Consider the following 12,983-nt stretch of genomic DNA (forward strand, 5'->3'; position numbering starts at 1 on the left):
TGCCAGCAGCTCTCTGGCGAGGAGAAAGAGTGAAACCGAATAAGCAGGTTGCCGCCGCTACGATGAAAGATGTTGCTCTGAAGGCGAAAGTCTCAACGGCAACCGTATCCCGCGCATTAATGAACCCGGACAAAGTCTCGCAGTCAACCCGTAACAAGGTTGAACAGGCTGCGCTGGAAGTGGGATATTTACCCCAATCAATGGGACGCAACGTTAAGCGTAATGAATCACGTACCATTCTGGTGATTGTGCCGGATATCTGCGATCCGTTTTTTAGTGAAGTGATTCGCGGCATAGAAGTGACCGCCGCTGAGCAGGGATATCTGGTGCTTATCGGCGACTGCGCCCACCAGAATCAGCAGGAAAAGACCTTCCTCAACCTCATTATCACCAAGCAGATCGATGGCATGGTGCTGCTCAGTTCGCGACTGCCGTTTGATGCCAGCGTGGAAGAGCAGCGCAACTTGCCGCCGATGGTCATGTCCAACGAGTTCGCGCCAGAGCTGGAACTCCCCACCGTGCACATTGATAATCTCACCGCCGCCTTCAACGCGATGAACTATCTGCTGGAACTGGGGCATAAACGCATTGGCTGTATCGCCGGACCAGAGGATATGCCGCTGTGCCATTACCGTCTGCAAGGTTACGTTCAGGCATTGCGTCGCAGTGGAATTACGGTCGATCCGCATTTCATCGCGCGTGGTGACTTTACCTATGAAGCGGGAGCCAATGCGCTTAAGCAACTCCTTGAGCTTCCACAGCCACCTACTGCGGTCTTTTGCCACAGCGATGTCATGGCGCTGGGGGCACTCTCTTACGCCAAACGTCAGGGTCTAAAGGTACCTGACGATTTATCCATCATTGGCTTTGATAATATTTCGCTCACGGAATTTTGTGATCCACCCCTGACAACCGTCGCACAGCCGCGTTTCGATATCGGACGTGAAGCTATGCTGTTACTGCTCGATCAATTACAAGGTCAGAACGTCAGCAGTGGCTCACGTTTACTGGACTGCGAGCTTATTATTCGGGGCACTACCCGGGCACTGACGTAAAGTAAAGTGCTTTCGGACTCCCCTGTCTGGTCAAAGGCCCGCCGCTTAAGTAACATGGCGGGCTGACGAACGAATAAATACAGCGAAACGATAGTGGCACAACGAGATTATGTACGTCGCGGCCAACCGGCACCTTCGCGGCGCAAGAAGAGCACATCACGGAAAAAACAACGCAATACGCCTGCGGTATCGCCCGCTATGGTTGCTATTGCTGCAGCCGTACTCGTGACCTTTATCGGTGGTCTGTACTTCATTACGCATCACAAGAAAGAAGAGTCCGAAACGCTGCAAAACCAGAAAGTCACCGGTAATGGCATCCCGCCAAAACCGGAAGAGCGCTGGCGATACATCAAAGAGCTGGAAAGCCGTCAGCCTGGCGTACGTGCGCCTACCGAACCGTCTGCAGGCGGCGAGGTACTGAACGCCGATCAGCTTACCAATGAGCAGCGCCAGTTGTTGGCGCAAATGCAGGCCGATATGCGCCAACAGCCAACGCAGCTCAACGAAGTACCGTGGAACGAACAAACTGCTGAACAACGCCAGCAAACGCTGCAGCGTCAACGTCAGGTGCAACAGCAGCAGTGGAATAACACCCAACAGCAGGCTCAACAGCCGCGCCAACGGGTAACAGAACAGCCGTACCAGCAGCAAACGCGTACTGCGCAAGCCGCACCGGTACAGCAGCCGAAGGCGCAGCCAAAACCGGCGGCCCAACAGCCGTATCAGGATCTACTGCAAACACCTGCGCATACCACCGCCGCTCAGCCGAAAACGCAGCCGGCCGCGCCGATAACAAATGAAACGCAGCCGCCAAAACAGACGGCGGAGAAAAAAGATGAACGCCGCTGGATGGTACAGTGCGGCTCATTTAAAGGCGCTGAGCAGGCAGAAACCGTGCGCGCGCAGTTGGCCTTTGAAGGCTTCAACTCACGTATTACCACCAATAACGGCTGGAATCGCGTGGTCATTGGTCCGGTCAAAGGCAAAGAGAATGCCGACAACACCATCAGCCGCCTGAAAGTTGCTGGTCACACAAACTGCATTCGACTCGCCACTGGGGGTTGAAACCCCCAAAATCCCCCCCATCTATACTTGCATTACGCCCCGCATACTGCGCGGGGCCTGTGTTTTGCATTTGTAACCAAGGGGTCTGCTCGTGACAACAATAGTAAGCGTACGCCGTAACGGCCATGTGGTAATCGCCGGTGATGGTCAGGCCACACTGGGTAACACCGTAATGAAAGGCAACGTGAAGAAAGTCCGCCGTCTGTACAACGACAAAGTCATCGCGGGCTTTGCGGGTGGTACTGCGGATGCATTCACGCTGTTTGAACTGTTTGAACGCAAGCTGGAAATGCACCAGGGTCACCTGGTGAAAGCTGCCGTTGAACTGGCAAAAGACTGGCGTACCGACCGTATGCTGCGCAAACTCGAAGCGCTGCTGGCCGTTGCGGATGAAACTGCATCACTCATCATCACCGGTAACGGCGACGTCATCCAGCCAGAAAACGATCTGATTGCCATCGGCTCCGGCGGTCCCTACGCCCAGGCTGCTGCACGCGCTCTGCTGGAAAACACCGAGCTTGGCGCACGCGAGATTGCTGAGAAAGCGTTGGATATTGCAGGGGATATCTGCATTTATACCAACCACTTCCATACCATCGAAGAATTGAACTCCAAAGCGTAAGGATCCCCCATGTCTGAAATGACCCCACGCGAAATTGTCAGCGAACTGAACAAACACATCATCGGCCAGGATAACGCTAAGCGTTCCGTGGCGATTGCCCTGCGTAACCGCTGGCGCCGCATGCAGCTCAACGAAGAGCTGCGCCATGAAGTTACGCCGAAAAACATTCTGATGATTGGCCCAACCGGCGTCGGTAAAACCGAAATCGCCCGTCGTCTGGCAAAACTGGCCAACGCGCCGTTCATCAAAGTTGAAGCAACGAAATTCACCGAAGTCGGCTATGTTGGTAAAGAAGTTGACTCTATCATCCGCGATCTGACCGATGCTGCCATCAAAATGGTCCGCGTTCAGGCCATCGAGAAAAACCGCTTCCGTGCCGAAGAGATGGCGGAAGAGCGCATTCTCGACGTGCTGATCCCACCAGCTAAAAATAACTGGGGACAGTCAGAGCAGCCGCAGGAACCTTCTGCAGCGCGTCAGGCGTTCCGTAAAAAACTGCGTGAAGGCCAGTTGGATGATAAAGAGATCGAAATCGATCTCGCGGCCGCACCGATGGGCGTTGAAATCATGGCGCCTCCGGGAATGGAAGAGATGACCAGCCAGCTACAGTCCATGTTCCAGAACCTGGGCGGTCAGAAGCAAAAACCGCGTAAGCTGAAAATCAAAGACGCGATGAAGCTGCTGATTGAAGAAGAAGCGGCCAAACTGGTGAATCCGGAAGAGCTGAAACAGGAAGCTATCGACGCGGTTGAGCAACACGGAATCGTGTTTATCGACGAAATCGACAAAATCTGTAAGCGCGGCGAATCCTCCGGCCCGGACGTGTCCCGTGAAGGCGTACAGCGCGACCTGCTGCCGCTAGTTGAAGGCTGCACGGTCTCCACTAAACACGGTATGGTGAAAACAGACCACATTCTGTTTATCGCCTCTGGCGCATTCCAGGTAGCGAAACCGTCTGACCTGATCCCGGAACTGCAGGGTCGTCTGCCGATTCGTGTCGAGCTGCAGGCGCTGACCACCAGCGATTTTGAGCGTATCCTTACCGAACCGAATGCCTCCATCACCGTCCAGTACAAAGCGCTGATGGCGACCGAAGGTGTGGACATCAACTTCACCGAATCGGGCATTAAACGCATTGCCGAAGCGGCCTGGCAGGTCAATGAAACCACCGAAAACATCGGTGCACGTCGTCTGCATACCGTTCTCGAGCGTCTGATGGAAGATATTTCCTATGATGCGAGCGATTTAAACGGCCAAAGCATCACAATTGATGCCGAATATGTGAGCAAACATCTGGATGCGCTGGTCGCAGATGAAGATCTGAGCCGTTTTATCCTATAATCGCGTTCAATGCATTTTCATCACTGTTGATGGGGCTGATAAAGCCCCATTTTTATTGGCGCTAAATATGACTGAACAACAAAAAATTAGCCGCTCACAAGCCTGGCTGGAAAGTTTACGACCTAAGACCTTACCGCTCGCCTTCGCGGCGATCATCGTCGGTACGGCATTAGCATGGTGGCAAGGATACTTCGATCCGCTGGTTGCTCTGTTGGCATTGATTACGGCAGGACTGCTGCAAATTCTGTCCAACCTCGCTAACGACTATGGCGATGCCGTCAAAGGTAGCGACAAGCCCGACCGCATTGGACCACTGCGCGGTATGCAAAAAGGGGTTATCACCCAACAGCAGATGAAGCGTGCGCTGATCGTCACCGTGGTGTTGATCTGTTTGTCGGGCCTGGCCCTGGTTGCTGTGGCCTGTCACACGCTGGCGGATTTTGTCGGTTTCCTGGTACTTGGTGGCCTGTCGATTATCGCGGCGATCACCTACACCGTGGGTAATCGCCCTTACGGATATATCGGTCTGGGCGATATTTCCGTGCTGGTATTCTTTGGCTGGCTTAGCGTGATGGGAAGCTGGTATCTGCAGGCGCATACGCTGATTCCGGCGCTGATTCTGCCTGCCACCGCCTGTGGCCTGCTGGCAACTGCCGTGCTCAACATCAACAACCTGCGCGATATCAACAGCGACAGAGAGAACGGCAAGAACACGCTGGTAGTACGTTTAGGTGCCGTCAATGCCCGCCGCTACCATGCCTGCCTGCTGATGGGTACGCTGGTCTGCCTGGCGCTGTTTAACCTGTTTTCGCTACAAAGTCTGTGGGGATGGCTGTTTATCCTTGCCGCTCCGCTGCTTTTCAAACAGGCGCGTTACGTGATGCGCGAAATGGATCCTGCGGCAATGCGTCCGATGCTGGAACGCACCGTAAAAGCGGCGCTATTAACTAACTTGCTGTTTGTCGTTGGAATTTTCTTAAGTCAGTGGTCTCTTTAACTGACAAATATCAATTAACAATTGATGATTTTGCCAACAGTACACATAGCGCGATATACTAAAAATTCTCGCAGCAACTGAACGTTAAGCCTATGAAATACGATACATCCGAGCTTTGTGACATCTATCAGGAAGATGTCAACGTCGTGGAACCGCTGTTCTCTAACTTTGGAGGACGGTCGTCGTTTGGCGGACAAATCATCACGGTAAAATGTTTCGAGGACAACGGGTTGCTGTACGATCTGCTCGAACAAAATGGCCGTGGTCGCATTCTGCTGGTCGATGGCGGCGGTTCTGTCCGTCGTGCGCTGGTCGATGCCGAACTGGCACGACTGGCCGTACAGAATGAATGGGAAGGTCTGGTCATCTACGGCTCAGTCCGCCAGGTAGACGATCTGGAAGAACTGGATATCGGCATTCAGGCGATTGCCGCAATTCCGGTAGGTGCTTCAGGAGAAGGTATTGGGGAAAGCGATGTGCGCGTCAACTTTGGCGGCGTGACATTCTTCTCCGGCGACCACCTGTACGCCGACAACACCGGGATAATCCTCTCCGAAGACCCGCTCGATATCGAGTAAGTGAAAAAGGCACCGCAAGGTGCCTTTTTTATGCGTTGTCACTGATTGCCGGTTGGCGGCTTACGCCTTATCCGGCCTACAGGCACTCGCAGTCTACATCCTTTATAGATTTCGCGTCAGGGCAAGGCGGCAAGTAAGTGAATCCCCAAGAGCATAGGCCACTATGTGACTGGGGTGAATGTACGCAGCCAACGCCGCCATAACGTGAAATATGACGAGGATTAGACTTCTTCCATACGCCCCAACAGGGCATGCAGACGATCCTGCCAGCCGTTCTGCTGTTCTTTCAGGTTGTTGTTCTCACGCTCCAGCTCTTCACGCTGCTGCTGTGCAGACTGAACTTCCTGCGACAGTGAGTTGTTCTTTTCTTTCAGCTCTTCGATTTCCATCTGCAACAGCGTGATGGTATCAATCGCCTGCTGTACTTTTGCTTCCAGTTTCTCAAACACTTCTAATGACATCGTCATACCTCTCCTGAATTGCAAGGCGTTGATGGATAAAAATCCTCGTCCCGATAACCGGCGACGCCTTAATAAAAACGAGCGCACTCTACTTAACACCGATTGTATGAAGCCGCGTCATCCCTGTCCAGCGGCATCCCGCGCAGATTGCGGTTTGCAACACTTTTCGTCTTTCTCCTGGTGACATTACTATCATAACTCTTAAGTGTTAACGAATTGATCATTGAAATGATTCAGCTCACACTATTTTTGTATAACAAATACCGCGAAATGGCGCGATAACGCTCATTTTGTTGATGGAGTACACACATTTTAATTTCGATATTTCTCGTTTTTGAGCGTTAACGATAAATTAACAGTGTGCCTACCGGCTCCGGGGATGTCAGTGACCTTCTCGCATACAATAAACATTAAACTCTCTTCAGGATCCGATTATGAGTCAAACATCAACCTTAAAAGGCCAGTGCATTGCTGAATTCCTCGGTACCGGGTTGTTGATTTTCTTCGGTGTGGGATGTGTCGCTGCACTCAAAGTTGCTGGGGCTACTTTTGGTCAGTGGGAAATCAGTATCATCTGGGGTCTGGGGGTAGCGATGGCTATCTATCTGACTGCAGGCGTTTCTGGTGCACACCTGAATCCAGCGGTAACCATCGCACTCTGGCTGTTCGCCTGTTTTGATAAACGCAAAGTTGCTCCTTTTATTATTTCGCAAATTGCCGGCGCCTTTTGCGCAGCGGCACTGGTTTACGGGCTTTATTACAATCTTTTCATCGATTTCGAACAAACTAACCATATCGTGCGCGGCAGTACCGAAAGCCTGGGTCTGGCAGGTACTTTCTCGACCTATCCGAACCCGCATATCAATTTTGTGCAGGCCTTCGCGGTTGAAATGGTCATTACCGCTATTCTAATGGGGCTGATTCTGGCTCTGACCGACGATGGTAACGGTGTACCTCGTGGTCCGCTGGCACCACTGCTGATCGGCTTGTTGATCGCCGTTATTGGTGCTTCCATGGGTCCGCTAACAGGTTTTGCGATGAACCCGGCACGTGACTTCGGACCGAAACTCTTCGCCTGGATGGCCGGATGGGGTGAGATTGCCTTCACGGGTGGTCGTGATATCCCTTACTTCCTGGCCCCGGTGTTTGGCCCGATTACCGGCGCGATTTTAGGCGCATGGGCATATCGCAAACTGATTGGTCGCCATTTACCGTGCGATGTCTGCGCGATTGAAGAGAAAGACGTTGCGACCAACACTCAACAAAAAGCTTCGCAGTAATGTGACTACGGGACAAATAATCATGACTGAAAAAAAATATATCGTTGCGCTCGACCAGGGCACCACCAGCTCCCGCGCGGTCGTAATGGACCACGATGCGAATATCGTTAGCGTTTCACAGCGCGAATTCGAGCAAATCTACCCGAAAGCAGGTTGGGTAGAACATGACCCAATGGAAATTTGGGCGACCCAAAGCTCCACGCTGGTAGAAGTTCTGGCGAAAGCCGATATCAGTTCCGATGAAATTGCAGCGATCGGTATTACCAACCAGCGTGAAACCACCATCGTCTGGGAGCGTGAGACCGGTAAGCCTATCTATAACGCAATTGTGTGGCAGTGTCGTCGTACCGCGGATATCTGCGAAAAGCTCAAGCGCGACGGAATGGAAGAGTACATCCGTAATAACACGGGTCTGGTAATTGACCCGTACTTTTCCGGCACTAAAGTGAAGTGGATCCTCGACCACGTGGAAGGCTCACGTGAGCGCGCTCGTCGCGGCGAACTGCTGTTCGGTACGGTAGACACCTGGCTTATCTGGAAAATGACGCAGGGACGCGTACACGTAACGGATTACACCAACGCCTCTCGTACCATGCTGTTCAACATCCACTCCCTGGACTGGGATGACACGATGCTGGATGCGCTGGATATTCCGCGTGCAATGCTGCCAGAAGTGCGTCGTTCTTCTGAAGTGTACGGCCAGACCAACATCGGTGGTAAAGGCGGCATTCGTATTCCTATCTCCGGTATTGCCGGTGACCAGCAGGCCGCTCTGTTTGGCCAGCTGTGCGTGAAGGAAGGGATGGCGAAAAATACTTACGGTACCGGCTGCTTCATGCTGATGAACACTGGCGAGAAAGCCGTTAAGTCCGAAAATGGACTACTGACCACCATCGCCTGTGGACCGACCGGGGAAGTGAACTACGCGCTGGAAGGTGCGGTATTTATGGCTGGCGCATCCATCCAGTGGCTGCGCGATGAAATGAAACTCATCAGCGATGCATTCGACTCTGAATATTTCGCCACCAAAGTGAAAGATACCAACGGCGTGTACGTCGTTCCGGCATTCACAGGCCTTGGCGCACCGTACTGGGACCCGTATGCACGCGGAGCCATCTTCGGCCTGACCCGTGGCGTAAACTCCAACCACATCATCCGCGCAACGCTTGAGTCTATCGCTTACCAGACCCGTGACGTACTGGAAGCGATGCAGGCTGACTCCGGTATTCGCCTGCACGCCCTGCGCGTTGATGGCGGTGCGGTCGCCAACAACTTCCTGATGCAGTTCCAGTCCGATATTCTCGGCACGCGCGTTGAGCGCCCTGAAGTCCGCGAAGTCACCGCATTGGGTGCGGCTTACCTTGCCGGTCTGGCAGTAGGTTTCTGGCAGAATCTGGATGAACTGCAGGAGAAAGCGGTCATCGAGCGTGAATTCCGCCCTGGCATTGAAACCACCGAGCGTAATTTCCGTTACAGCGGCTGGAAAAAAGCGGTCAAACGCGCCATGGCGTGGGAAGATCACGACGAGTAATTCGTCATTGCCGGATGGCGACGTTACCTTGTCCGGCAATATCTTCGTGCGGGGGCAACCCCGCACACACATCAATAATCTAGTCCCCTCCCCTGTGCTACACTTCGCGCCATTCCTTTCAGCTACGAGTTTGCAATGAGACGAGAACTTGCCATTGAATTTTCACGCGTGACCGAAGCGGCCGCGCTGGCTGGCTATAAATGGCTGGGCCGCGGCGATAAAAATACCGCTGATGGCGCGGCGGTGAACGCCATGCGTATTATGCTCAACCAGGTCAACATCGACGGCACCATCGTGATTGGCGAGGGTGAGATTGATGAAGCGCCGATGCTGTTTATCGGCGAGAAAGTCGGAACCGGCCACGGTGATGCGGTCGACATCGCCGTCGATCCTATCGAAGGCACGCGTATGACGGCAATGGGCCAGGCGAATGCGCTGGCGGTGCTGGCTGTAGGCGATAAAGGCTGTTTCCTGAACGCGCCAGACATGTACATGGAAAAGCTGATTGTCGGCCCTGGCGCAAAAGGGTCCATCGACCTGAACCTGTCGCTGGAAACCAACCTGCGAAACATTGCAGCCGCGCTGAACAAACCACTGAGTGACCTGACCGTCACCATCCTGGCAAAACCACGCCATGACGAGGTTATTGCAGAGATGGCGAAACTGGGCGTGCGCGTCTTCGCCATTCCTGACGGCGACGTTGCGGCCTCGATTCTGACCTGTATGCCAGACAGCGAAGTTGACGTGCTGTACGGTATTGGCGGCGCTCCGGAAGGCGTGGTTTCCGCGGCCGTCATCCGCGCGCTGGACGGCGACATGCAGGGCCGCCTGCTGGCGCGCCATGACGTCAAAGGCGATAGCGAAGAGAACCGTCGTATTGGCGAACAGGAACTGGCCCGCTGCACCGCGATGGGCATTGAAGCGGGCAAAGCGCTGCGTCTGGATGAAATGGCGCGCAGCGACAACGTCATTTTCTCCGCTACCGGCATCACCAAAGGCGATCTGCTGGAAGGGATTAGCCGTAAAGGCAATATCGCAACCACCGAAACGCTGTTGATCCGCGGCAAATCGCGCACGATCCGCCGCATTCAGTCGATTCACTACCTCGATCGCAAAGATCCCGATGTGCAGGCGCACATCCTGTAATTGATTTGATCAATAGAGCCTTCCAGCCCATCCGGGCTGGAAATCTTTCGTCCAACGAACGAAGATAAGGCAATCAAAGCAGACAGGAGAAAACCATGGCAGATTGGGTAACAGGCAAAGTCACAAAGGTGCAGAACTGGACCGATGCCCTGTTTAGTTTGACCGTGCGAGCTCCGGTTCTTCCCTTCACTGCAGGTCAGTTCACCAAGCTTGGCCTTGAGATCGACGGTGAGCGCGTCCAGCGCGCCTATTCCTACGTGAATGCGCCCGATAACCCCGACTTAGAATTTTATCTGGTGACGGTTCCCGACGGCAAACTCAGCCCTCAACTGGCGGCGCTAAAGCCTGGCGATGAAGTTCAGGTGGTGAGTGAGGCCGCTGGTTTCTTCGTGCTGGATGAAGTCCCTGATTGCGAAACGCTATGGATGCTGGCAACCGGCACGGCTATCGGCCCGTATTTGTCGATTCTGCAGTTAGGCAAAGACCTGGATCGCTTTAAAAATCTGGTGCTGGTTCACGCCGCACGCTATGCCGCCGATTTGAGCTACCTGCCATTGATGCAGGCGCTGGAAAAGCGCTACGAAGGTAAATTACGCATCCAGACGGTTGTTAGCCGTGAGACAGCCGTAGATTCGCTGACCGGGCGTGTACCGGCGCTGATTGAAAGCGGTGAACTGGAAAAGGCGGTAGGGCTGCCAATGGATAAAGAAACCAGCCATGTGATGCTGTGCGGAAATCCACAAATGGTACGCGACACGCAGCAACTGCTGAAAGAGACCCGGCAGATGACCAAACATCTGCGCCGTCGACCGGGCCATATGACTGCTGAGCACTACTGGTGAGGGTTGCCGGGAGGCGCTTGCGCTTCTCCGGTCGGCAACTACTGGCGCTCGGCTTTGTACTTTACGTCCTGCGTATCCTTACCATATTTATTTTCGTCCTGGGTGCCAACGAACGCGCCCAGATCGATGAGCATACCAACCAGAATGAGCGTCGGAACAAAGCGACCAACCGCCCATTGCCAGACGCCGGGTAACACCGCCCAATTTCCGGCCAGCAGCATCCACGCCAAAATCATCAGCAGCGCCCACGCTCCAGAACGTCCCCGATCGTGCAGGCGTTTTACCGTCACTGCCGCCGTCGGCCATAGCAGACAAACCAGACAAAATGCCGCAGTCTGAATATCGAGTAATTGCTTGCTCGCCAGCGAGAACAGAACCAGCATTCCGACGATCCACAGACCTATCCAAATCCAGAAATCACGGCGCCCGATGCGCCCTTTAAATGAGAATAACCACTGCTGTATGGTCATGTAAGTTCCTTTATTATTACCTTCCAGAACAGTTTACCCTTTTGACAAGCCCGACAGTTACCGTTTTAATCGTGAGCAGTCATAACGAAAGGTACGATTGATGAAGCAAGGATTTACACTGTTTTTATTATTGTTTTCAGCCTTCACCGCGAGCGTTGCGGCACGGGCGGAAGAGCCATCGACGGCAACCACGGCCCCCTATTTACTGGCGGGTGCGCCGACCTTTGACCTGTCGATTAGCCAGTTTCGCGAAAACTTTAATACGCAGAATCCGAAGCTTATCCTGAATGAGTTCCGCGCCATCGACAGCAGCCGCGATCGGGCAAACCTCACCCGCGCGGCCAGTAAAATCAATGAAAACCTGTATGCGTCCTCCGCCCTTGAGCGCGGCACGCTAAAAATCAAAAGTATGCAGATAACCTGGTTGCCGATTCAGGGACCAGAACAAAAGGCGGCCAAAGCGAAAGCGCTGGAATACATGACCGCCGTCATTCGTACCGTCGCGCCGCTACTGACGAAAGAGCAGAGCCAGAAAAAGCTGCAAAAACTGCTCGCTGCCGGCAAAGGTAAACACTATTACGCCGAAACAGAAGGCGCAATTCGCTATGTTGTGGCAGATAACGGTGAAAAAGGGCTGACCTTCGCTGTTGAACCGATTAAGCTGGCACTATCAGAAAGTCTTGAGAAGGCGAATTGATGACAAAAAGCAAAGCCTTTCCGCAGACGAATCTCTATACTGTTTCACAGACCATGCTGCCCTGACGGGCGGCCATATTCCTTAATTCGCTGACAAGCGTGGAGAAATGAAATGCGACATCCTTTAGTGATGGGTAACTGGAAACTGAACGGCAGCCGCCACATGGTAAACGAACTGGTTGCTAATCTGCGTAAAGAACTGGCTGGCGTTGCTGGCTGTGCAGTAGCAATCGCTCCGCCGGAAATGTATATCGACCTGGCGAAACACGCCGCTGCCGGTAGCCACATTATCCTGGGCGCGCAGAACGTTGACCTGAACCTGTCTGGCGCATTTACCGGTGAAACAAGCGCTGAAATGCTGAAAGATATCGGCGCGCAGTACATCATTATCGGTCACTCTGAGCGTCGTACTTACCACAAAGAGTCTGACGAGCTGATCGCTAAAAAATTCGCCGTGCTGAAAGAACAAGGTCTGACTCCGGTTCTGTGCATCGGTGAAACCGAAGCAGAAAACGAAGCGGGCAAAACTGAAGAAGTCTGTGCACGTCAGATCGACGCCGTTCTGAAAACTCAGGGCGCGGCAGCATTCGAAGGCGTCGTTATCGCTTACGAACCAGTATGGGCTATCGGTACCGGTAAATCTGCAACTCCTGCTCAGGCTCAGGCTGTTCACAAATTCATTCGTGACCACATTGCTAAAGCTGACGCGAAAATCGCTGAACAAGTTATCATCCAGTACGGCGGTTCCGTAAACGCAGCGAACGCAGCAGAACTGTTCGCTCAGCCGGATATCGATGGCGCGCTGGTTGGCGGTGCTTCTCTGAAAGCAGATGCCTTCGCGGTCATCGTTAAAGCAGCAGAAGCGGCTAAACAGGCGTAATGCTGTTGAGGCGGGTAGC

Annotated in this window: 14 protein-coding genes; 12 read left to right on the plus strand and 2 right to left on the minus strand. The window is 53.5% G+C overall.

What is annotated here, in order from left to right; translation table 11 throughout:
* Nucleotides 1–29: 29 nt before the first annotated feature.
* The 6 genes from cytR (at nucleotide 30) to rraA (ending at nucleotide 5,658) form a co-directional block, all read left to right on the plus strand.
* Nucleotides 30–1,055 (plus strand): DNA-binding transcriptional regulator CytR, encoded by a 1,026-nt coding sequence (gene cytR, locus HV314_RS24075; RefSeq protein ID WP_016157916.1) that lies wholly within the window; start codon nucleotides 30–32, stop codon nucleotides 1,053–1,055.
* 93 nt (nucleotides 1,056–1,148) lie between these two features.
* A complete protein-coding gene (ftsN, locus tag HV314_RS24080; protein ID WP_181546884.1) occupies nucleotides 1,149–2,120 on the plus strand; it encodes a cell division protein FtsN in 972 nt (323 codons plus the stop codon).
* 91 nt (nucleotides 2,121–2,211) lie between these two features.
* Complete coding sequence (gene hslV, locus HV314_RS24085) at nucleotides 2,212–2,742, plus strand: ATP-dependent protease subunit HslV (protein WP_003028805.1); 531 nt, start codon at nucleotides 2,212–2,214, stop codon at nucleotides 2,740–2,742.
* A 9-nt stretch (nucleotides 2,743–2,751) separates the two neighbouring features.
* Complete coding sequence (hslU, locus tag HV314_RS24090; protein WP_003028803.1) at nucleotides 2,752–4,083, plus strand: HslU--HslV peptidase ATPase subunit; 1,332 nt, start codon at nucleotides 2,752–2,754, stop codon at nucleotides 4,081–4,083.
* Nucleotides 4,084–4,150: 67 nt separating this feature from the next.
* Nucleotides 4,151–5,080 (plus strand): 1,4-dihydroxy-2-naphthoate polyprenyltransferase, encoded by a 930-nt coding sequence (gene menA / locus HV314_RS24095; protein ID WP_019077909.1) that lies wholly within the window; start codon nucleotides 4,151–4,153, stop codon nucleotides 5,078–5,080.
* Nucleotides 5,081–5,172: 92 nt separating this feature from the next.
* Nucleotides 5,173–5,658: a ribonuclease E activity regulator RraA gene (rraA, locus tag HV314_RS24100; protein ID WP_008787034.1), complete on the plus strand. Its 486-nt coding sequence runs from the start codon at nucleotides 5,173–5,175 to the stop codon at nucleotides 5,656–5,658.
* Between the two features lie 221 nt (nucleotides 5,659–5,879).
* Here the strand turns inward: rraA and zapB are convergent, their stop codons facing one another.
* Nucleotides 5,880–6,125 carry a septal ring assembly protein ZapB gene (zapB, locus tag HV314_RS24105; protein WP_019077914.1) on the minus strand — a complete coding sequence of 82 codons (246 nt, stop codon included), beginning with the start codon at nucleotides 6,123–6,125 and terminating at the stop codon, nucleotides 5,880–5,882.
* A gap of 428 nt (nucleotides 6,126–6,553) precedes the next feature.
* Here zapB and HV314_RS24110 point away from each other — a divergent pair, with 428 nt between their 5' ends.
* From HV314_RS24110 to fpr, 4 genes are all read left to right on the plus strand, one after another.
* Complete coding sequence (locus HV314_RS24110) at nucleotides 6,554–7,399, plus strand: MIP/aquaporin family protein (RefSeq protein WP_181546886.1); 846 nt, start codon at nucleotides 6,554–6,556, stop codon at nucleotides 7,397–7,399.
* 22 nt (nucleotides 7,400–7,421) lie between these two features.
* On the plus strand, nucleotides 7,422–8,930 hold the full coding sequence (gene glpK / locus HV314_RS24115) for a glycerol kinase GlpK (protein ID WP_016155254.1): 1,509 nt from the start codon (nucleotides 7,422–7,424) through the stop codon (nucleotides 8,928–8,930).
* Between the two features lie 135 nt (nucleotides 8,931–9,065).
* Nucleotides 9,066–10,076, plus strand: a complete 1,011-nt coding sequence (glpX, locus tag HV314_RS24120) for a class II fructose-bisphosphatase (protein WP_016155253.1) — start codon at nucleotides 9,066–9,068, stop codon at nucleotides 10,074–10,076.
* Between the two features lie 95 nt (nucleotides 10,077–10,171).
* Nucleotides 10,172–10,918, plus strand: coding sequence for a ferredoxin--NADP(+) reductase (gene fpr, locus HV314_RS24125; protein WP_049040560.1), 747 nt, complete (start codon nucleotides 10,172–10,174; stop codon nucleotides 10,916–10,918).
* A 38-nt stretch (nucleotides 10,919–10,956) separates the two neighbouring features.
* Here the strand turns inward: fpr and HV314_RS24130 are convergent, their stop codons facing one another.
* Complete coding sequence (locus tag HV314_RS24130; RefSeq protein ID WP_046276397.1) at nucleotides 10,957–11,388, minus strand: DUF805 domain-containing protein; 432 nt, start codon at nucleotides 11,386–11,388, stop codon at nucleotides 10,957–10,959.
* A gap of 100 nt (nucleotides 11,389–11,488) precedes the next feature.
* Between HV314_RS24130 and HV314_RS24135 the strand changes: the two genes are divergently transcribed.
* Both HV314_RS24135 and tpiA read left to right on the plus strand, forming a co-directional pair.
* Nucleotides 11,489–12,085 carry a YiiQ family protein gene (locus HV314_RS24135; protein WP_016155250.1) on the plus strand — a complete coding sequence of 199 codons (597 nt, stop codon included), beginning with the start codon at nucleotides 11,489–11,491 and terminating at the stop codon, nucleotides 12,083–12,085.
* A 111-nt stretch (nucleotides 12,086–12,196) separates the two neighbouring features.
* Entirely contained in the window at nucleotides 12,197–12,964 is a 768-nt protein-coding gene (tpiA, locus tag HV314_RS24140) for a triose-phosphate isomerase (protein ID WP_003028783.1), read from the plus strand.
* Nucleotides 12,965–12,983 lie beyond the last annotated feature (19 nt).

This window comes from Citrobacter sp. RHBSTW-00887 (assembly GCF_013728095.1).
Lineage (GTDB): Bacteria > Pseudomonadota > Gammaproteobacteria > Enterobacterales > Enterobacteriaceae > Citrobacter > Citrobacter braakii.

What these genes read in the sequence shown, in the direction of transcription:
- hslU (WP_003028803.1), top strand. Translation starts at nt 2,752, where the DNA reads ATGTCTGAAATGACCCCACGCGAAATTGTCAGCGAACTGAACAAACAC.
- menA (WP_019077909.1), top strand. Translation starts at nt 4,151, where the DNA reads ATGACTGAACAACAAAAAATTAGCCGCTCACAAGCCTGGCTGGAAAGT.
- rraA (WP_008787034.1), top strand. Translation starts at nt 5,173, where the DNA reads ATGAAATACGATACATCCGAGCTTTGTGACATCTATCAGGAAGATGTC.
- zapB (WP_019077914.1), bottom strand. Translation starts at nt 6,125, where the DNA reads ATGACGATGTCATTAGAAGTGTTTGAGAAACTGGAAGCAAAAGTACAG.
- HV314_RS24110 (WP_181546886.1), top strand. Translation starts at nt 6,554, where the DNA reads ATGAGTCAAACATCAACCTTAAAAGGCCAGTGCATTGCTGAATTCCTC.
- glpK (WP_016155254.1), top strand. Translation starts at nt 7,422, where the DNA reads ATGACTGAAAAAAAATATATCGTTGCGCTCGACCAGGGCACCACCAGC.
- glpX (WP_016155253.1), top strand. Translation starts at nt 9,066, where the DNA reads ATGAGACGAGAACTTGCCATTGAATTTTCACGCGTGACCGAAGCGGCC.
- fpr (WP_049040560.1), top strand. Translation starts at nt 10,172, where the DNA reads ATGGCAGATTGGGTAACAGGCAAAGTCACAAAGGTGCAGAACTGGACC.
- HV314_RS24130 (WP_046276397.1), bottom strand. Translation starts at nt 11,388, where the DNA reads ATGACCATACAGCAGTGGTTATTCTCATTTAAAGGGCGCATCGGGCGC.
- HV314_RS24135 (WP_016155250.1), top strand. Translation starts at nt 11,489, where the DNA reads ATGAAGCAAGGATTTACACTGTTTTTATTATTGTTTTCAGCCTTCACC.
- tpiA (WP_003028783.1), top strand. Translation starts at nt 12,197, where the DNA reads ATGCGACATCCTTTAGTGATGGGTAACTGGAAACTGAACGGCAGCCGC.